Below are 18154 nucleotides of genomic sequence, written 5' to 3'. Positions count from 1 at the left end.
GCCAAGGACCTGAACAGCATGTCCAAGGAGATCTACAAGTATCTCAACTTCGACCAGATGGAAGAGTACACCCAGAAGGCATCTGAGGCTTCCGTAGCCTGAGATCCTCTGAGGTAGCTTTACCTCTGATCTGAAACGCCAGCCCTCGGGCTGGCGTTTTTTTGTGTCTTGATTTCGGGGTGGCCCGCCTCTGGGACTCCGGCTCTGGAGTTTTGCCAGCCCCGCGGCGGGGGGAGTCTTTCTTCCGGGAAAAACAACTCGCTTCGCTCAGACATCTTTTTCCCTGCAGAAAAGGCTCCCCCACCCCGTGGCCAGCGCAGAACCATGTGTGGGTTTCAGGTACAAAAAAGGGCTCCCCTTGGGGAGCCCTTGTCAGAACACTGATGTGAATCAGTGGATTCTGTTACCGCTGGATATGCTGGTACTCACCAGAATCCTTGGTGGCCAGGCTGACCACTACGATGGCAATGAAGGCGGCAACGAAACCAGGGATGATTTCATATACGCCCGGGCCACCCATGAAGCTGCCATTCCAGCCCAGGGAGATCCAGATCATTACCGTGGCAGCACCCACGACCATACCGGCAATGGCACCGGCGCCGTTGGTGCGGGACCACATCAGGGACAGCAGGATCAGCGGGCCGAAGGCGGCACCGAAGCCTGCCCAGGCGTTACTGACCAGGGCCAGGACCTGTGAGTTCGGGTCAGAGGCGATAACTGCCGCCACCAGGCCAACGGCTACAACGCAGGCACGGCCGACGTTTACGCACTCTTTATCGGTCGCTTCTTTGCGCAGGAACAGGCGGTAGAAATCCTCAGTCAGTGAGGAAGACGATACCAGCAGCTGACTGGAGATGGTGCTCATGACCGCCGCCAGCAGGGCTGCGTAAAGGAAGCCGGTGATCAGCGGGTGGAACAGCAGGTCAGACAGGATGATGAAGATGGTTTCCGGGTCTGCGATGTCCATACCGTTACGAACGGCGTAGGCACGGCCGAAGATACCCAGTGAGATGGCACCGATCAGGGAGATACCCATCCAGCCCATACCGATGTTACGGGCGGTCGGAACGTCTTTCAGGGAGCGGATAGCCATAAAGCGCACAATGATATGCGGCTGGCCAAAGTAGCCAAGACCCCAGGTAACCGCTGACAGCCAACCGATAAAGGTCAGGCCTTCGGTCCAGGACAACAGGGTTGGGTCGACGCTGTTCAGGGTTTCAGAAGCCTGGGCGAAGCCGCCACCGCCTTCACCGAACAGAACCACCGCCGGCATGATCACCAGTGCCAGCATCATGATGCAACCCTGCACGAAGTCGGTCATGCTCACTGCCAGGAAACCGCCTACTACGGTGTAAGCCAGAACCACGCCGAGGGTGATTACAATACCCACTGCATAATCGCTCAGGCCGCCGAAGTTGAAGATGCCGGCAAAGGCACTTTCAAACAGCTTGCCACCGGCAACCAGGCCGGATGCGGTGTAAACCGCAAAGAAGATAACGATAACAATGGCAGACACGGTTCTCAGGGACAGAGCCTGAGTCGGGAACCGGTTTGCAAGGAAAGACGGGATGGTGATGGCGTTACCGTAGTGAACGGTTTGTTCCCGCAGGCGGGGTGCCACCAGAACCCAGTTAAAGAATGCGCCCACAAACAGGCCGATACCGATCCAGGCTGAAGCCAGACCGGATACATACAATGCCCCGGGCAGACCCAGAAGCAACCAGCCACTCATATCGGAAGCACCGGCAGACAGTGCCGCTACTTTCGGGCTGAGTGCCCGCCCACCGAGCATGTAATCTTCAGATGAAGACGTAGATCTCTGCATTGCATAAATGCCAATGGCAATCATGATTGCAAAGTACGCAAATAGACTGATCCAAACGCCAATAGCCATAAGGCTCCTCCGGTTTAAGTGAGTCGGACCTCGGTCCGCTCTCAGAGCACAGCGCCGGCACGCGGCCTGCGGACTGCACTGTTTTTCTTGTTTACCTGAAATCTTCCTGACTGGAGCGGGACTTACCCGCACGGATACTCCTTCACTATAGTCGACCGCCGCTGGTTTGCGACAATCGCCTACCCTGCTTCCGCAAGGCGGGAATACAGACGCTATAAGTTAGTATTACTACGGATTCCCGGCTTACAAAATCCTATGATTGTTTTGCACAATCCTACGGGACTGTCAGTTTTACGGGCAGATCAGGCTACCCGGTCACCAATCTGTAACCGGGACGGGGTCGTTCCCTTGTATTTGCGCAGGGCATTGGTGAGTGCGCTCTGGGAGGAAAAGCCGGTCCGGTAACTGATTTCAGACACCGAGAGGGACGTTGACGACAACAGGCGCACGGCCTGGTCGAGCCGGGTCTGTATCAGAAACTGATGCGGGGTAATGCCCGACACTTCGCGGAACACTTCGTGGAAACGGCTGGTACTCAGGCAGGCTTCCCGGGCCAGGTCCTGCACGGTGATCTTCCGGTGCAGGTTATCGACGATATACCGGCGAATGGCGTCCGGGCTGATGCTGTGCCGGCTGGCACGGGTGGCCTGCCCGTCTACAATCCGGTCGGCCATGGAATACAGGATACTGGCCGCAAGGTGCCGGTGCAGGGGTTCGTTATCCGGGGAGCGGTCGAATTCTCCGGCAGCAAACTGCACAAGGCCCTGCAGCCGGTTGTCCATCTGGATAGTCCGGGGCTTCTCGAAGATCCCGGCCATGCGTTCGTAGTCGGCATGGGCCGGGGAATCCAGGACAGGGCTAAGCGGGTCCAGGTTAATCACCAGCACGTGGTTCTCGTGGTCCCCGCAGTAGTCGTGCCGGGCTTCGGTTGGCACCAGGCAGGCTTTCCAGGTGTCCAGAAACGAACCCACGCCGTCGACACTCAGTTCGGCAGCGCCACGCACGCCCACCACAATCTGGTGATGTTCGTGATGGTGTTGGTGTGAATTGACCGGCAGTTTCAGAAGCTTTGCGTCAAGCATTCAAGCTGCACGCCTTTAATCGAGAATGTATTTCAATTAAAGCAGATCGCGACAGAAAGTGCACGAAATCAAGCATCAACGCGGGCCAGGGCCGACAGCAATGCCGTCACACTTTCCGAAACCTGCGCCAGGGGTAAGGCGGCATTCACGACATGGTATTGCATGGGTGCAGCGGTCGCCCGGGCCAGGTAGGTATCGCGAATCCGCTGGAAAAAGGCCAGTTCTTCCTGCTCGAACCGGTCCAGTTCGCCCCGCTTCTTTGCGCGGGCCATGCCGGTTTCTACCGGTGCGTCCAGAAGGACAACATGGTCCGGCCGCACATCGCCCTGCACCAGGGTTTCCAGCAGCGCTATGCGCTCCTCAGGCACCCCCCTGCCCCCGCCCTGATAGGCGAAGGTGGCATCGGTAAAGCGGTCACACAGCACCCACTTGCCTTCCGCCAGGGCAGGCAGAATCCGGTTGTGCAGGTGCTGGGCACGGGCGGCGAACATCAGCAGCAGTTCGGTGGTTTCATGCACCGGTTCTTCCCTGGGGGCCAGCAACAGCTCCCGGATCTTTTCCGCCATGGGCGTGCCACCCGGTTCGCGGGTAACCACCACATCAATCCCCAGCGATGTCAGCGTGTCTGCCGCGTTCTGCAACTGGGTGGACTTACCAACCCCCTCGGTGCCCTCAAAGGTAATAAAGCGGCCTCTGGCAGCCATCAGTTTTCCTCGTTGTCATCTGCGCCGGCATCCGGTGCCGGGAAGGATCGGTAATCTTCTCTGCGGTTCAGCTGGAACTCCCGGACCGCTTTCTGGTGTTCGGCCAGGGTGCGGGAGAACGTGTGGCTGCCGTCACCACGGGCCACAAAGTACAGGGCGTCGCCGTCGTCCGGGTGCAAGGCGGCATGTACCGAATCCCGGCCGGGCAAGGCAATGGGCGTGGGTGGCAGGCCGTCAATCCGGTAGGTGTTATAGGGCGTGTAGGCGCGCAGGTCCCGGGTACGGATACGGCCGTCGTAGCTGTCACCCATGCCGTAGATCACCGTCGGGTCGGTCTGCAGGCGCATGCCTTTCTGCAAGCGGCGCACAAACACACCGGCCACCTGCTGTCGCTCATAGGCTACACCGGTTTCCCGCTCGACAATCGAGGCCATGATCAATGCTTCGTAGGGGGAGCTGTAGGGCAAGCCTTCTTCCCGGTTCTCCCACTCTTCTTCCAGGACAGCCGTCATCCGGTTATAGGCGCGCTTGAGGATGTCCAGGTCGGTCTCGCTGCCACTGAACATGTAGGTATCCGGGAAGAACCAGCCCTCAGGGTGTTGGCCTTCGGCGCCAACGGCTTCCATAACCTGCTCGTCGGTCCAGTCTGTGGTTTCTTTCCGGAGCTGCCCGGAGTTGGCCAGGGCGGTTCTCATGTCAGAGAAGGTCCAGCCCTCAATAAACTGGACGGACCAGAGTTTCACCTTGCCCTGTACCATGGTGTCGAGCATGGCCAGTGGTGTCATCCCCGGTTGCAGTTCGTAGTCACCAGCCTTAATCCGGGTCTGTTCCGGGTTCAGGCGGCCGTATAGCTTTAACCAGAGCGGATCGCTGACCAGGCCGTCGTCCGACAGCTTCTGCGCCAGCCGGCCAAAGGAGGTGCCCTGCTCTACACTGAACAACACCGGCTCATCCAGGGCAACCGGTTGCTTCAGGGTCTGCAGGCCCTGCCATAGCCACAAACCGGCGCCAGCAGCCGCCAGGACCGCGAGGGCCACAATCAGAATCAGTAACTTCCTGAACACACGCATTATTCCAAAGTTGTGGAGAGACGGCAGATTGTCGCAAGGCACCGCTCTGCAGGCAAATCCTGGCCCGCCAGGTTGCGAACCCTCACTACCCCGAGCACGCTGTTGGTGAGGTACAGGCCCCGGCAAACTTCCGGCTGCAACTGTTCCCTGGTGATGGGTGCTTCCTGGAACGGCTCCCCGGCCTGCTGCAAGCGCTCGATAACCAGCTGGCGCATAACACCAGCCACGGCCACCGAATTCCCGGGGGGTGTTATCCAGCCTTCATCGGTGAGTACAAACAGATTGGTTCGGGTGCCCTCGACAATATGCCCTGCGGCATCTGCCATCAGCACCTCAAAGCAGTCACCGGAGAGCTCCCGGGCCGCCATCACCTGTTCCAGGCGGTTGAGGGATTTGATACCGGCCAGCAAGGGATTGACCGTAAGGGGTACTGATGAGAACTCCACCACCACGCCGGCAGAATCGGGCATCGGCGGCGCATCGGAACAGGAAACCAGCAGGTTGGGCTCCATACCGCCCCCCGGGCGATAGCCTCTCCCACCCGCACCACGGGTCAGGATCAACTTCAGGACCCACACCTTCCCGGGGCTTCCGTAACGCTCAAGGGCTTCGCGGCTGGCCGCGAGCAGTTCGTCCTGACGCACCTCAATTCCCAGCCGGGCAGCATCCCGCACCAGTCGGGCCAGGTGGTAATCCAGCCAGGGGGCTGAGCTCCCTTCTGCACGAATGGTTTCAAACAGGCCATCGCCGTAGGCCAGGCCCCGGTCTGCCGCCGGCAAACCGGTTTCATCCGCCCAGAAGCGCTTTACCACAGAGGTCTCAGCCTTCGTAACGGCGGAAAATCAACGTACCGTTGGTACCGCCAAAGCCGAAGGAGTTGGACAGCGCCACCCGGGCATCGGATTGGCGGCTTTGATTGGCCACGAAGTCCAGGTCGCAACCTTCATCCGGGTTATCCAGGTTGATGGTTGGCGGCAGAATGCCTTCGCGCAGGGACAGCACCGAGAAAATGGCCTCAACGGCACCGGCAGCGCCCAGCAGGTGACCCGTCATGGACTTGGTGCTGCTCATGGCCAGCTTTTGCGCATGGCCGCCAAACACCGACTTAACGGCAGCCACTTCGGCTACATCCCCCACCAGGGTCGATGTGCCGTGGGCGTTGATGTAATCCACTTCTTCCGGCTTCAAGCCCGCATCCCGCAAGGCATTGGCCATGGACCGGGCAGCGCCGTCGCCGTCTGCAGGGGGTGCGGTAATGTGATGGGCGTCATCGCTCATGCCAAAGCCGACCACTTCGCCGTAAATCGTCGCGCCACGGGCTTTTGCATGTTCCAGATCTTCCAGGACCAGCACGCCAGCGCCATCACTCAACACAAAGCCGTCGCGCTCCTTGTCCCAGGGGCGGCTGGCCTTTTCCGGCTCATCATTGCGGGTCGACAGGGCACGGGCGGAAGAGAATGCGGCAATGCCGGAACGGGTGGTGGCCATTTCGGCGCCGCCGGCCAGCATCACGTCAGCATCGCCGTAGGCGATGGTGCGGGCCGCATAGCCAATGTTGTGGGTACCGGTAGTGCAGGCGGTCACAATGGCGATGTTCGGGCCTTTGTAGCCAAACCGGATAGCCGCATTACCGGAAATCATATTGATCACAGACGCCGGCACAAAGAACGGAGATACCTTGCGGGGGCCGGCCTTTTCCATCTGGATAATGTTCTTTTCGATGTACTCCAGGCCGCCAATACCGGAACCGATGGCAATGCCCACCCGCTCCTTGTCGAGCTTGTCGAACTGTTCCAGGCCACTGTCGTCCACCGCCTGCTGGGCGGCAATCAGGCCATAGTGAATGAAAGCGTCAAGCTTGCGGGCTTCTTTGGAAGACAGCCAGGGTTCGATATCCAGGTCCTTCACCGCCCCGCCGATACGCGTGCCGTATTCACTGGCATCGAACCGGTCGATCTGGCCAATGCCACTGCGCCCGGCACACACTGCGTTCCAGGAGGTACTGACATCGTTCCCTACCGGGGACAACATCCCCATGCCTGTAATGACAACCCGTCGCTTGCTCATAACCCCACTCACCTGAATATTCCGTGTCGTTTTTAACCGAAATGCTGATATTCAGCCAATAAAAAAGCCGTCCTTCAAGAAGCCTAAAGGACGGCTTTTAGCCTGGCTATCTGATCTACTGAGTATCAGGTATGCGCGACAATATAGTCGATTGCGTCCTGAACGGAGCCCAGCTTCTCAGCCTCTTCATCAGGAATTTCAGTTTCGAATTCCTCTTCCAGGGCCATAACCAGCTCAACAGTGTCCAGTGAGTCAGCGCCAAGATCCTCTACAAAAGAAGATGTGTTCTGAACTTCGGACTCTTTAACGCCCAGCTGCTCACAAACAATCTTCTTCACGCGCTCTTCAACTGTACTCATAATGTCCTCACTTTAGTGTCAACCAAGCAACTCAATGGCTGCCAGTTTAGTTTAAACCCTACCTGCAAACAAGCAGGGATTCAGTTAAACATGTTGTGCGACAAGGGGTTGCACTACAGCCCGAAACGGGCTCAACCCATGTACATGCCGCCATTCACATGAATGGTTTCTCCGGTAACGTAAGCTGCGCCCTCAGAGGCCAGGAAAGCCACCACAGAAGCTACTTCTTCCGGCTCGCCCAAACGCCCTGCCGGAATAATTTCCAGCATAGCGTCACGCTGCTTGTCGTCCAGTTTTTTGGTCATATCGGTGTCAATAAAACCGGGCGCTACACAGTTAGCGGTAATGCCGCGGTTAGACATTTCTTTGGCCAGGCTGCGGGTGAAGCCCTCAACCCCGGCCTTGGCAGCGCAATAATTGCCCTGCCCCGGGTTGCCCATGCCGGCAACCACGGAACTGATATTGATAATCCGGCCCCAGCGGGCCTTGGCCATACCACGCAAAACGGCCTTGCTGGTACGGTAAACGCTGGAAAGGTTGGTTTCCAGCACCGACGTCCAGTCGTCGTCTTTCAAGCGCATCAACAGGTTATCACGGGTGATACCCGCATTGTTGACCAGGATCTGCGGAGCACCAGACTGTTCGGTCAGCTGCTTCAGGCCCGCCTCGATGCTGTCGGCATCGGCTACGTTCATCACAATGCCGTAGCCCTTGAAGCCAGCAGACTTCAGGCCTTCGGTAATGGATTCGGCACCTTCAGCACTGGTAGCCGTACCCACAACTTCCGCGCCCTGCCGGGCCAGCTCATGGGCAATGGCCTTGCCAATCCCCCGGGTAGCACCGGTTACCAGTGCAACTTTGCCTTCCAAAGACATAAACAACTCCGTTTATCAGGACTGGCCAAACGCCTTCAGGGCGGCTGCCAGAGAATCGGGATCTTCGATGCTGTTCACCGCCAACTGGCGATCAATGCGCTTGGCCAGCCCGGCCAGAACCTTGCCGGCACCACACTCAACCGACACGTTAACGCCCTCGGCAACCAACGCCCGCACAGAGTCTGTCCAAAGCACCGGAGAATACAACTGCTTCAGGAGGTTTGCCTTGAGCGTATCGGCATCTTTAACCACGGCTGCATTCACATTCTGAACCACCGGAATGACAGCATCGTTAAAGCGGACATCCTCCAGTGCTTCAGCCAGCTGCTCGGCAGCGCCTTTCATCAGGGAGCAGTGGGAAGGCACGCTGACTGGCAGCGGCATGGCCTTGCGGGCACCCTTTGCCTTGCAAGCCTCGATTGCGCGCTCTACCGCCGCAGCGGAACCGGCAATCACCACCTGGCCGGGTGCGTTAAAATTCACTGCTGCAACCACGTCGCCCTGGGCGGCTTCTTCACAGGCCGCAACCACATCGGCGTCTTCCAGGCCCAGGATGGCTGCCATCTTGCCTTCACCGGCAGGCACGGCATCCTGCATCAGCTCGCCGCGCAGTTGAACAAGCTTTACAGCTTCAATGAAGTCGAGGCTCTCAGCCGCCACCAGGGCGCTGTACTCACCCAGGCTGTGGCCAGCCAAGAAGTCCGGGCGCGGGCCTTCAGACACGCACCACTGGCGCCACAAGGCGACACTGGCGGTCAGCAACGCAGGCTGGGTTACCATGGTCTGATTCAGCTCTTCAGCCGGCCCATGCTGGCACAGGTGCCACAAGTCATAGCCCAGAACATTAGACGCTTCATCAAAGGTTTCACTGATCATAGGCCACGCCTCGGCAGCAGCAGAAAGCATGCCTACCGACTGGGAGCCTTGTCCGGGGAAAATAAACGCTGATTTCATGGGCGGAATCTTATCGTCATTGAAGGGTGGGTGGAGATTAGCCAATAGTACAACTCAGGCCAATTATCCGCGAATAAGGGCGCAAATGCGGGCAGACTTTAGTCTCAGCAGCCGTTGGCGACCTATAAAATCAGGTCATCGAGCCGTTCGTTGATGCGACGGGGCACTTCCAGCTCCACTTCGCGAACTGCCTGCCGGATTGCCGCCAGCATCGCACGCTCGTTGGCGTTGCCGTGGCTCTTGATAACGACTCCCTGAAGCCCCAGCAAACTGGCACCGTTATGCCGTGAAGGGTCCATCAACTGCAACAGCCGGCCGATAATCGGCTTGGCCAGGAGCCCCACAAAGCGGCCCCAGAGCGAACGGGTAAACGCCTGCTCCAGCAGCTCAATCAACAACCCCGCAACACCTTCACCGGTCTTCAGGGCAATATTGCCTACAAAGCCGTCACACACTACAACATCGGCCACATCACGGAAAAGGTCGTTGCCCTCGACATACCCTATGTAGTTCAGAGTGTCGCACTGGGCAAGCATATGGGAGGCCAGGCGAACCTGTTCGTTGCCCTTGATCTCTTCCTCACCCACGTTCAGCAGGGCCACGCGAGGTTCGGCCAGGCTACAGATGGCGGTGGCCATCAGCGATCCCATCAAGGCGTACTGGTAGAGGTTTTCGGCACTGGAATCCACGTTGGCACCAAGGTCGAGCACGTGGCAACGGCCCCGCAACGAGGGAACCAGCTTGGCAATGGCCGGCCGTTCAATGCCGGGATACATGCGGATAATTGATCGCCCGAAAGCCATCAGCGCACCGGTATTTCCGGCACTGACACAGCCCTGGGCTTCGCCGTCGCGCACCAGGGAGAGCGCAATGGCCATAGAGGAGTTTTTCTTGTGTCGCAGCGCATGGGAGGGGCGCTCGTTCATGCGCACCACATCCGCCGCTTCAACAATGCGGATTCTGGCATGCCCATCACGCAACAAGGCCTCGAGCTCGCTCCGGATACCTACCAGAACGAGACTCAAGGCCTCATTTTCGCGCACTGCTTCCAGCGCTGCATGGACCACCACTGAAGCGCCACGATCACCGCTCATGGCATCAATGGCTATGGTGACTGGTTTACTCACCACGGGTCCATGCGACACAGGTCAGAAGAGTTTCCCGACGATCTTACTCGTCGCGAGCTTCAACAACCTGCTTGCCGCGGTAGAAACCGTCCGGAGATACGTGGTGACGACGATGTACTTCACCAGTAGTTGCGTCGGTGCTCAGAGCAGCAGTGCTCAGGGCATCGTGTGAACGGCGCATGCCGCGCTTGGAACGGGTCTTGCGATTTTGCTGTACAGCCATGATTATGCTCCTGACCTGATTACGAAAACGTTAGTGCTTGGTGTTCTTGAGGCCCGCCAGAACACTGAACGGGTTATCCTCGCGTTTCTTTGCCTCGGGCTTCTCGGTGGCCTGCTGTGGTTCCAGTGCTTCCAGTTCCTTGCTCGCCGGGCAATCCTGGCGTTCATGCAGGGGGAACGGCGGCAGAACCAGCAACAGTTCATCTTCCACCATGGCCCACAAATCTGCGTTGTAGTCTTCCATCGGGAAGGGTTCCAACGCCTTGGGCAACCTCTGAGCCTGCTCATCGTTGAGCACAAGCCCCAAATCAAAACGGGATTCCAGCGTTGTCTGCATGTTGTTCATGCAACGCTGGCATTCCAGTATCACCGGTGCGGATACTTCACCCGACACCAACCGGCGACGTTCGCTATCCATATAAAAGGAAAGCTTAACGTGGCACTCGCTGCCTTCCGGCAACCCCGGAACCGCTTCGGAGAAACGAACAAGCCCCGCGAGCGGAATAATTCCCTCCAGGGTCGTGTTCTGTTCCGCCAGCCGGTTAGGGTCTACGGATTTTGGCAGTTGAGCATTCGGTGCTTCAGACATAGGCGCGCAATTTTAGGGGCGAGACCGCCTGCTGTCAAAGACTTAATCGCTTTTAACCCACCCCTTCCCGTTTAAGTAGGGGTATTTTACGATAACCTCCGGCGTTTCCGCCTGAATCACCGCACCATACACCGGAACCAGAAGGCATTCATGAACCAACCGCCCCTGCTGCTCGCCTCATCCTCCCCTTACCGCAAAGAGCTGCTGGCAAGGCTGGGGCTACCCTTTAACAGTGCGAGCCCGGACATTGATGAAACACCGGCTCCCGGCGAATCCGCCGAACAACTCTCGCTCCGGTTGGCCACCGGCAAGGCCCGGGCGCTGGCAGAACACTATCCGGACACAATCATCATCGGTTCCGACCAGGCGGCCACACTACCGGACGGCACCTTACTGAACAAACCCGGCAGCCACCAGAAGGCCCGGGAACAACTAGACCTCAGCAGCGGCAACAGCGTGAGATTCCTGACCGGGCTTGCAGTACTGGACACCCGTACCGGCACCCTGAAAACCCGGTGCGAACCTTTCGAGGTCCACTTCCGGGAACTGACAGCTGAAGAAATCGAAAACTACCTGAACAAAGAACAGCCCTACGACTGCGCCGGCAGCTTCAAGATGGAAGGGCTCGGCATTGCCCTGTTCCGAAGCATGGAAGGGCGAGACCCGAACAGCCTGATCGGCCTGCCGCTGATCGCGCTGATCGACCTGCTCAGGGAACTGGGCGTTAATCCGCTGCTGCAGCCCTGATCAAACCGGGTCAGGGCTGCTTCACCCGAAAAGCCTGGCTCACCGAATCTCCAGGCGGGACTCCAGCATGCGACTGGCTACACCCTCACCCACCGCAACACCAAGCTGGTCCACCAGTTCCTGGAACGGCGAACGGTTGCGGCTGTAATCAACCAGTTTTTCTTCGCCCACCAGCTGGCGAGCCACCCAGGAGGTGCTACCCAGCCCGTCAATCAAGCCAAGCTCCAGCGCCTGCTCGCCGCTCCACACCAGGCCGGAGAACAATTCTTCGTTTTCGGCCAGGCGGTCACCCCGGCCAGCCTTAACGGCTTCCACGAACTGCTTGTGGGTGTTTTCAAGCACGCTCTGCCAGAAGGCAACCTCGCCTTCACGCTCGGGTGAGAACGGATCGAGGAACGCCTTGTTTTCGCCAGCGGTATACAGCCGCCGATCGACACCCAGCTTCTCCATCAGCCCGGTAAAACCGAAACCACCGGCAACCACGCCGATAGAACCCACCAGGCTTGCCCGGTTGGCGTAGATTTCATCAGCGGCCGCAGCAATGTAATAGGCACCGGAAGCCCCAATATCGGAAATCACCGCATACAGCTTTTTATCCGGGTATTCTTCCCGCAGGCGCTTGATCTCGTCATAGACATAACCGGACTGCACCGGGCTACCGCCCGGGCTGTTGATGCGCAGCACAACCGCCCTGGAGTTCTCGGCCTCGAAAGCCGACCGCAGCGCACCCACCAGGTTGTCGGCGCTGGCCAGCTCACCCGCCGCAATCGTGCCATTCACTTCTACCAGTGCCGTGTGGGCACCGGTGGCACCCGCCATGCCATCACCGATGGGAGACCGGATCAGGAACAGCAACGCGAACAGGTAACCGAAGGTCAGAAACTTGAAAAAGATACCCCAGCGCCGGCTGCGTCGCTGCTCTGCCTGCAACGACATCACCAGCTTCTCGATCAGCCGCCAGTCCCGGCCAGACTCCGGCGGCATAGCCGGTTGCTTCCTGCCAAACCAGCCTTTCTTACCGGAAGACGCACCCTGTCCTTTTTCTTCAGGTTGCGTCGGCTCATCGCCCCAGCCGGGCTGCTTGTCCGAATCCCACTCGCTCATCCGCTATCCCTTAACCGACCAATGCGGTAACAAAACCGTTAAAGCCCAAGAACCCGCCGCAACTCGTCTACCGACGTAACTACCGCGTGGGGGTCGTATTCCTGCAGCACATCCCGCTGGTGCACGCCCCACTCAACGCCAATGGACGGCATACCAATACGCCGGGCCATATCCAGGTCGTAGCGGGTATCACCAATCATCACCGCCTCTTCCGGCTCATAGCCGTAGAAAGCCAGGATCTCCTCCAGCATCAGCGGATCCGGCTTGGAACGGGTTTCGTCCGCACACCGGGTGATATCGAAGTGCGGGCCCAAGCCACTGGAGGTCAGGGCCCTCGCCAGGCCGCGCCGGCTTTTGCCGGTCGCCACAGAGCAGCCGCGCCCGGAACGCCGGATATCGGTAACCACGTCGGCCATACCGTCAAATACGTTCTGCGGGGTGGTCACCTTCTGGAAGAAATACCCTGCGTAACCATCGCGGATGCGCTGCATTTCGTCGCGGGTCAGCCCCGGATACAGCTTTTCCAGAGCCTCGATCATGCCCAGGCCGATGATATCCCGGTAGGCCTCACGCTCCAGTTCCGGATACCCAAGCTCAGTGGCAGCCTGGTGCAGACTGTCAGCAATGTGGTCTACGGAATCAATCAGGGTTCCGTCCCAGTCAAAAATCACTACTTTTACATTCATCAGAACTTACCTTTACTGCGACGGGCAAGCGCATCAACCAGCTTGCCGAAAGGGGTATCATACGGAGCTTCCAGCCGCATTGCCTCACCTGAACCGGGCAATGTGAACTCCAGCGCCCGGGCGTGCAGCATCAACCGCTCACCGCCCACGGCACGAAACGCCTTCAGGCTGGCGTCATCCATATACTTGTCGTCTCCGGCAATCGGGTGGCCCGCCCAGGCACAATGCACCCGGATCTGGTGGGTACGGCCGGTAACCGGTGAAGCCTCAACCAGCGAATAACCCTCAAACCGCTGCAAACACCGATACAGCGTGAGCGATTCCTTGCCCTCGCCACTCACCTTCACCCGGCGCTCGCCGTTAGGCATCTCGTAACGCAACAGCGGCTCGGCCACCCGCGCCAGCTTTTCCGGCCAGGTGCCCGCCACCAGCGCATGGTAGTGTTTACGTATCCGCTTGTGGCGCAGTTCATCCTGCAGAAAACGCAGGGCTGATCGTTTCTTCGCCACCATCACCAGCCCGGAAGTATCACGGTCAAGCCGGTGCACCAGTTCCAGGAACTTCGCCTGTGGCCGGGAAGAACGGAGCACTTCGATCAGCCCGAAGCTCAAACCGCTGCCGCCGTGCACGGCAATACCGGAGGGTTTGTTCACCACCAGCATATCGTCGTTTTCAAACACCACGGCGGCTTCCATGACGCCCTGCACCCGGTCACCGGGCTTTGGCTGCTCCGCTTTCGCCTGCTGCACCATGGGCGGAATACGTACCACATCACCGGCCTGCAAGCGGGTATCCGGCTTCACGCGCCCTTTATTAACCCGCACCTCGCCCTTGCGGACAATCCGGTACACCGTGCTTTTGGGCACACCCCGCAAGCGGGCCATCAGAAAGTTATCCACCCGCTGGCCGGCCATATCCTCATCTACGCTGATCCATTGCACCCCCTTCTGCACCGTGCGCTCCGCCGGCGCGGCAGCCGGCGCAGGTGCCGCAGCCCTGCCCTGCCCTGCCCGGGAAGAGCCCGGCCGGCCCGGTTTGCCAGCCCTGGACGGCTTGTTACGGGAACCAGAATTACGCGCCATGGGAAACCTTTTGCGGTGGATGAATGCAGGATTGAATGATCAGCCCTTTACTGTTATATTCCGGCGTGCTCTGCCGTTTGTCTACGGCCTGACGAACTCTGGTCAGAAGCCGGAGCGGCAGCAGTATACCGACACTGATTAAGAGATTGAACGCCGCAAGCCCAATCATTACCGGGCACGGCGGGAGACAAACTTCCGGACTCACAGGCCAGACCCAGAGAGGCTGCACCTGACCGGGAGCTGAAACAACCGAACGGAAAACCGTCGGGCGACATCGCGAAGAATCATTGCCACGCGAACCCGGGCCGTCTGCAAACCAATACGACGTGAGACCCAGGAGTTTGTGTGAACCTGAAAACGGATATTATGCGTCAACAGACACTCAACCTGAACGAACTCTCCCTGCCCACAGGCAGGCGAATCACAGGCGGTGGTCTCAGACTTACAGGATCTCACCCCATAAGGGTATGATCCGTCTGGCCGCCGGCCCCTCCCTGCTGTAACAGGGCCTGCGGCACGCACATCCTGCTTCGCTGATGCGAACCCTCCGGTTTTCTGTCACTAACAAACGACAGGAACCCTTTCTTTCCATGAAAAGAATGCTGATCAATGCAACTCACCCCGAAGAGTTGCGCGTAGCGCTTGTAGACGGCCAACGGCTGTTTGACCTGGATATCGAATCCAGCACCCGCGAACAGAAAAAATCCAACATTTACAAAGGCCGCATCACCCGCGTAGAACCCAGCCTGGAAGCTGCCTTTGTCGACTTCGGCGCCGACCGCCACGGTTTCCTTCCCCTGAAGGAAATCTCCAAGGAATACTTCAAGAAGTCCCCGGGCCAGATCGAAGGCAAGATCAACATCAAAGATGTGGTCTCCGAAGGCCAGGAAGTCATCGTACAGGTCGATAAAGAAGAGCGTGGCAACAAGGGCGCAGCCCTGACCACCTTCATCTCCCTGGCCGGTCGCTACCTGGTGCTGATGCCAAACAACCCCCGTGCCGGCGGCATTTCCCGCCGTATCGAAGGTGAAGAGCGGGCCCAGCTGAAAGAAGCCATGAACGGCGTCCAGGTGCCCAAGTCTATGGGCATCATTGTGCGTACTGCCGGCATCGGCCGTACCACCGAAGAGCTCCAGTGGGACCTCGACTACCTGGTGCAGTTCTGGGAAGCCATTACCCAGGCGGCCGGTGAGCGCAAGGCTCCGTTCCTGATTCACCAGGAAAGCAACGTGATCATCCGCGCCGTGCGCGACTACCTCCGCCAGGACATCGGCGAAGTCCTGATCGACGCAGAAAGCGTTTACGAAGACGTCCTGAGCTTCGTTCGCGCCGTCATGCCCACCTTCGAAAACAAGATCAAGCTGTACAAGGATGAAATCCCCCTGTTCAGCCGTTACCAGATCGAAGGCCAGATTGAGACCGCATTCCAGCGCGAAGTAAAACTGCCGTCCGGCGGTTCCATCGTGATCGATCCGACCGAAGCGCTGGTATCCATCGACATCAACTCCTCCCGGGCCACCAAGGGCCACGATATCGAGGAGACTGCCCTGCAGACCAACCTGGAAGCGGCCGAAGAGATCGCTCGCCAGTTGCGCCTGCGCGACATGGGCGGCCTGATCGTGATCGACTTCATCGACATGACCCCGGCCAAGCACCAGCGTGAAGTCGAGCACAAAATGCGCGAAGCCCTGGAAATCGACCGGGCCCGCGTTCAGGTTGGCAAGATCTCCCGCTTCGGCCTGCTGGAAATGTCACGACAGCGCCTGCGCCCGTCCCTGGGTGAAACCCGCAGTGAAGTGTGCCCGCGCTGTGAAGGCCAGGGCACCATCCGGGGTATCGAATCCCTGGCCCTGAGCATCATGCGCCTGATCTACGAAGAGTCTTCCAAGGAAAAAACCGCCGAAGTCCGCGCCATGGTGCCGGTCTCTGTGGCCACCTTCCTGCTGAACGAGAAGCGCAAGCAGCTGGCCGATATCGAAGCCCGCCAGGGTGTCTCTGTTGTGGTTGCCCCGGTGCCCAACATGGAAACCCCGCACTTCGAAATCATTCGTCTGCGCCAGGATGAAGCCACCCCGGAACACGTTTCCAGCCACCAGGTTGCCCAGCAGTACAACGAGCGCGAAGAAGAAACCGTCGTTGAAATGCCCGGCACCGAAAAGCCGGTACGCGAACAGGCCGCTGTAAAAGCCATTCGCCCGGCGGCTCCTGCGCCCACTCCGGCAGCGGCGCCGGCCAGCCAGGAAGCCAGCGAGCAGGAAGAAGGCCTGTTCCGCAAACTGGGCAAGAAGATTGCCTGTTTCTTCCGCGGCGACCAGCCGGAAAGCGAAGGCACCACCAACCAGCACAGCACCACCCGCGAGCGTACTGACGACCGTCGGCCCCAGGCCCGCCAGGATCGCCGGAAAACCCGCGTAGCCCGTGGTGATCAGCGCAGTGGCGGTGGCAGCAGTAACCGCAACGGCAACGATCGCCGTCAGGGCGGTTCCCAGAACCGCAGCGACGACAACCGCAGCCGTAACCGCAACAACCGGAGCGACGACCAGTCCCGCAGTAGCGGCAGTCGCCAGGGTCAGCAGGACAAGTCTGCCGACAACAAAGGCGCGGATAACCGCGGAAACGACAACCGTCGCGATAACCGCCGGGATTCCCAGAACCGCAGCCAGAACCGTAACCGTCCGCAGCGGGATCCGAAGGACCAGAAAGACCAGAAGGAAACCCGCGACCAGGCTGACAACCAGCAGCCGCAGCAGGCCAGCGACAAGCCGGTAGCCGATGACAAGCGCCGCAAGCCGCGTCGTCAGCGTAACCGGGACGGTTCTCCGGCCGAGGCTCCGGTGTCTACTCCGGCTGAGCGTAAAGCCGAGCGTAGCGAAAAGCACCAGAAAGACACCCAGCCGGAAAAAGCCGTCGAGCAGGATACTGCCGAGGTGAAAAAAGCTGAGGTAGCCAAGACCGAGGTGAAGCAAGAGGTTGCCAAGCAGCCCGAGAAGGCTCCGGCGGCTGAAGAAACCAAGCCTGCAGAGCCCAAGGCTGAAGAGACCAAGCCAGAAGCGGAAAAGGCTGAGGCGAAAGCTGAGCAGACTGAAAGCACCGAAGCCAAGGCCGAAGACAAAGCGGAAGCCAAGGCCGAGGAAAAACCTCAAGCCAGCGAAGACAAGCCAGCCCGCAAACCCCGCTCGGGCGGCCGCCCGCGCAAGCCCAAGGCTGCAGAGAAGGCAGAGAAGGCAGACAAGGCGGATAACGCTGACAAGCCGGAACAAGCCGACAAGGCAGAGGCAGCTCCGGAAGCTACCAGCAAGCCGGCCGAAGCCGCTGAGCCTGCCAAGGCACCTGAAGCGAAAACCGAGCCCAAGGCTGAGGAAAAGGCTGAAGCCAAGCCAGAGCCCAAGCCTGAAGTGAAGGCCGAAGAAAAACCGGAAGCAAAGGCCGAGAAGGCGGAAGAGCCAGCTCCTGAAGCCCAGGCCAAGCCGGAAGACGTACCGGTAACACCGGGCCGCGCTTACAATGATCCAAGAGAGGTCCGCAAGCGTCAGCGAGCGGCCGAAGAAGCTAAAAAGGCCGAAGCTGAAAAGCAGGCCGGGAGTAATTGATT

Annotated in this window: 17 protein-coding genes; 2 read left to right on the top strand and 15 right to left on the bottom strand. The window is 59.2% G+C overall.

What is annotated here, in order from left to right; translation table 11 throughout:
* Positions 1 to 403: 403 nt before the first annotated feature.
* From putP to B2589_RS01775, 12 genes are all read right to left on the bottom strand, one after another.
* A complete protein-coding gene (gene putP, locus B2589_RS01830) occupies positions 404 to 1894 on the bottom strand; it encodes a sodium/proline symporter PutP (RefSeq protein WP_286815432.1) in 1491 nt (496 codons plus the stop codon).
* A 302-nt stretch (positions 1895 to 2196) separates the two neighbouring features.
* The gene (locus B2589_RS01825) at positions 2197 to 2976 is read right to left on the bottom strand and encodes an AraC family transcriptional regulator (protein WP_286815431.1); all 780 of its coding nucleotides are present in this window, start codon (positions 2974 to 2976) and stop codon (positions 2197 to 2199) included.
* 68 nt (positions 2977 to 3044) lie between these two features.
* Complete coding sequence (gene tmk / locus B2589_RS01820) at positions 3045 to 3680, bottom strand: dTMP kinase (RefSeq protein WP_286815430.1); 636 nt, start codon at positions 3678 to 3680, stop codon at positions 3045 to 3047.
* Complete coding sequence (gene mltG / locus B2589_RS01815; protein WP_286815429.1) at positions 3680 to 4750, bottom strand: endolytic transglycosylase MltG; 1071 nt, start codon at positions 4748 to 4750, stop codon at positions 3680 to 3682. Before mltG ends, tmk begins: the two co-directional genes overlap by 1 nt.
* Entirely contained in the window at positions 4750 to 5562 is an 813-nt protein-coding gene (gene pabC / locus B2589_RS01810; RefSeq protein WP_022988068.1) for an aminodeoxychorismate lyase, read from the bottom strand. The genes mltG and pabC overlap by 1 nt, the downstream gene beginning before the upstream one ends.
* Positions 5563 to 5569: 7 nt before the next feature.
* The gene (gene fabF, locus B2589_RS01805; protein ID WP_286815428.1) at positions 5570 to 6817 is read right to left on the bottom strand and encodes a beta-ketoacyl-ACP synthase II; all 1248 of its coding nucleotides are present in this window, start codon (positions 6815 to 6817) and stop codon (positions 5570 to 5572) included.
* 125 nt (positions 6818 to 6942) lie between these two features.
* Complete coding sequence (gene acpP / locus B2589_RS01800; RefSeq protein ID WP_022988070.1) at positions 6943 to 7176, bottom strand: acyl carrier protein; 234 nt, start codon at positions 7174 to 7176, stop codon at positions 6943 to 6945.
* 131 nt (positions 7177 to 7307) lie between these two features.
* Positions 7308 to 8051: a 3-oxoacyl-ACP reductase FabG gene (gene fabG, locus B2589_RS01795; protein WP_022988071.1), complete on the bottom strand. Its 744-nt coding sequence runs from the start codon at positions 8049 to 8051 to the stop codon at positions 7308 to 7310.
* Between the two features lie 15 nt (positions 8052 to 8066).
* On the bottom strand, positions 8067 to 9005 hold the full coding sequence (fabD, locus tag B2589_RS01790; protein ID WP_286815427.1) for an ACP S-malonyltransferase: 939 nt from the start codon (positions 9003 to 9005) through the stop codon (positions 8067 to 8069).
* A gap of 122 nt (positions 9006 to 9127) precedes the next feature.
* The gene (gene plsX / locus B2589_RS01785; protein WP_022988073.1) at positions 9128 to 10132 is read right to left on the bottom strand and encodes a phosphate acyltransferase PlsX; all 1005 of its coding nucleotides are present in this window, start codon (positions 10130 to 10132) and stop codon (positions 9128 to 9130) included.
* 43 nt (positions 10133 to 10175) lie between these two features.
* Positions 10176 to 10355: a 50S ribosomal protein L32 gene (gene rpmF / locus B2589_RS01780; protein WP_022988074.1), complete on the bottom strand. Its 180-nt coding sequence runs from the start codon at positions 10353 to 10355 to the stop codon at positions 10176 to 10178.
* A 30-nt stretch (positions 10356 to 10385) separates the two neighbouring features.
* Positions 10386 to 10943 carry a YceD family protein gene (locus B2589_RS01775; RefSeq protein WP_286815426.1) on the bottom strand — a complete coding sequence of 186 codons (558 nt, stop codon included), beginning with the start codon at positions 10941 to 10943 and terminating at the stop codon, positions 10386 to 10388.
* 150 nt (positions 10944 to 11093) lie between these two features.
* Here B2589_RS01775 and B2589_RS01770 point away from each other — a divergent pair, with 150 nt between their 5' ends.
* Positions 11094 to 11690 carry a Maf family protein gene (locus B2589_RS01770; protein WP_286815425.1) on the top strand — a complete coding sequence of 199 codons (597 nt, stop codon included), beginning with the start codon at positions 11094 to 11096 and terminating at the stop codon, positions 11688 to 11690.
* A 39-nt stretch (positions 11691 to 11729) separates the two neighbouring features.
* Here B2589_RS01770 and B2589_RS01765 read toward each other — a convergent pair whose 3' ends face one another.
* Genes B2589_RS01765 through rluC form a run of 3 tightly spaced genes read right to left on the bottom strand, consistent with a single transcriptional unit; the run spans position 11730 to position 14562 of the window.
* Positions 11730 to 12794 (bottom strand): S49 family peptidase, encoded by a 1065-nt coding sequence (locus tag B2589_RS01765; protein ID WP_286815424.1) that lies wholly within the window; start codon positions 12792 to 12794, stop codon positions 11730 to 11732.
* 38 nt (positions 12795 to 12832) lie between these two features.
* Entirely contained in the window at positions 12833 to 13480 is a 648-nt protein-coding gene (locus B2589_RS01760; protein WP_058340096.1) for an HAD family hydrolase, read from the bottom strand.
* The gene (gene rluC, locus B2589_RS01755; RefSeq protein ID WP_199456901.1) at positions 13480 to 14562 is read right to left on the bottom strand and encodes a 23S rRNA pseudouridine(955/2504/2580) synthase RluC; all 1083 of its coding nucleotides are present in this window, start codon (positions 14560 to 14562) and stop codon (positions 13480 to 13482) included. Before rluC ends, B2589_RS01760 begins: the two co-directional genes overlap by 1 nt.
* A 590-nt stretch (positions 14563 to 15152) precedes the next feature.
* Between rluC and rne the strand changes: the two genes are divergently transcribed.
* Positions 15153 to 18152 (top strand): ribonuclease E, encoded by a 3000-nt coding sequence (gene rne, locus B2589_RS01750; RefSeq protein WP_286815423.1) that lies wholly within the window; start codon positions 15153 to 15155, stop codon positions 18150 to 18152.
* The last annotated feature ends 2 nt before the right edge of the window (positions 18153 to 18154 follow it).

The organism is Marinobacter sp. UBA3607, from assembly GCF_002375525.1.
Classification (GTDB): Bacteria; Pseudomonadota; Gammaproteobacteria; order Pseudomonadales; family Oleiphilaceae; genus Marinobacter; species Marinobacter vinifirmus.
This window is presented reverse-complemented; position numbering and strand designations above follow the sequence as displayed.

Bases quoted from the DNA above. Each gene is read 5' to 3' on its own strand.
- fabD (WP_286815427.1), bottom strand. From the start codon at position 9,005: ATGAAATCAGCGTTTATTTTCCCCGGACAAGGCTCCCAGTCGGTAGGC.
- B2589_RS01770 (WP_286815425.1), top strand. From the start codon at position 11,094: ATGAACCAACCGCCCCTGCTGCTCGCCTCATCCTCCCCTTACCGCAAA.
- B2589_RS01765 (WP_286815424.1), bottom strand. From the start codon at position 12,794: ATGAGCGAGTGGGATTCGGACAAGCAGCCCGGCTGGGGCGATGAGCCG.
- B2589_RS01825 (WP_286815431.1), bottom strand. From the start codon at position 2,976: ATGCTTGACGCAAAGCTTCTGAAACTGCCGGTCAATTCACACCAACAC.
- rne (WP_286815423.1), top strand. From the start codon at position 15,153: ATGAAAAGAATGCTGATCAATGCAACTCACCCCGAAGAGTTGCGCGTA.
- B2589_RS01760 (WP_058340096.1), bottom strand. From the start codon at position 13,480: ATGAATGTAAAAGTAGTGATTTTTGACTGGGACGGAACCCTGATTGAT.
- fabG (WP_022988071.1), bottom strand. From the start codon at position 8,051: ATGTCTTTGGAAGGCAAAGTTGCACTGGTAACCGGTGCTACCCGGGGG.
- B2589_RS01775 (WP_286815426.1), bottom strand. From the start codon at position 10,943: ATGTCTGAAGCACCGAATGCTCAACTGCCAAAATCCGTAGACCCTAAC.
- rluC (WP_199456901.1), bottom strand. From the start codon at position 14,562: ATGGCGCGTAATTCTGGTTCCCGTAACAAGCCGTCCAGGGCTGGCAAA.
- rpmF (WP_022988074.1), bottom strand. From the start codon at position 10,355: ATGGCTGTACAGCAAAATCGCAAGACCCGTTCCAAGCGCGGCATGCGC.
- putP (WP_286815432.1), bottom strand. From the start codon at position 1,894: ATGGCTATTGGCGTTTGGATCAGTCTATTTGCGTACTTTGCAATCATG.
- acpP (WP_022988070.1), bottom strand. From the start codon at position 7,176: ATGAGTACAGTTGAAGAGCGCGTGAAGAAGATTGTTTGTGAGCAGCTG.
- mltG (WP_286815429.1), bottom strand. From the start codon at position 4,750: ATGCGTGTGTTCAGGAAGTTACTGATTCTGATTGTGGCCCTCGCGGTC.
- tmk (WP_286815430.1), bottom strand. From the start codon at position 3,680: ATGGCTGCCAGAGGCCGCTTTATTACCTTTGAGGGCACCGAGGGGGTT.
- fabF (WP_286815428.1), bottom strand. From the start codon at position 6,817: ATGAGCAAGCGACGGGTTGTCATTACAGGCATGGGGATGTTGTCCCCG.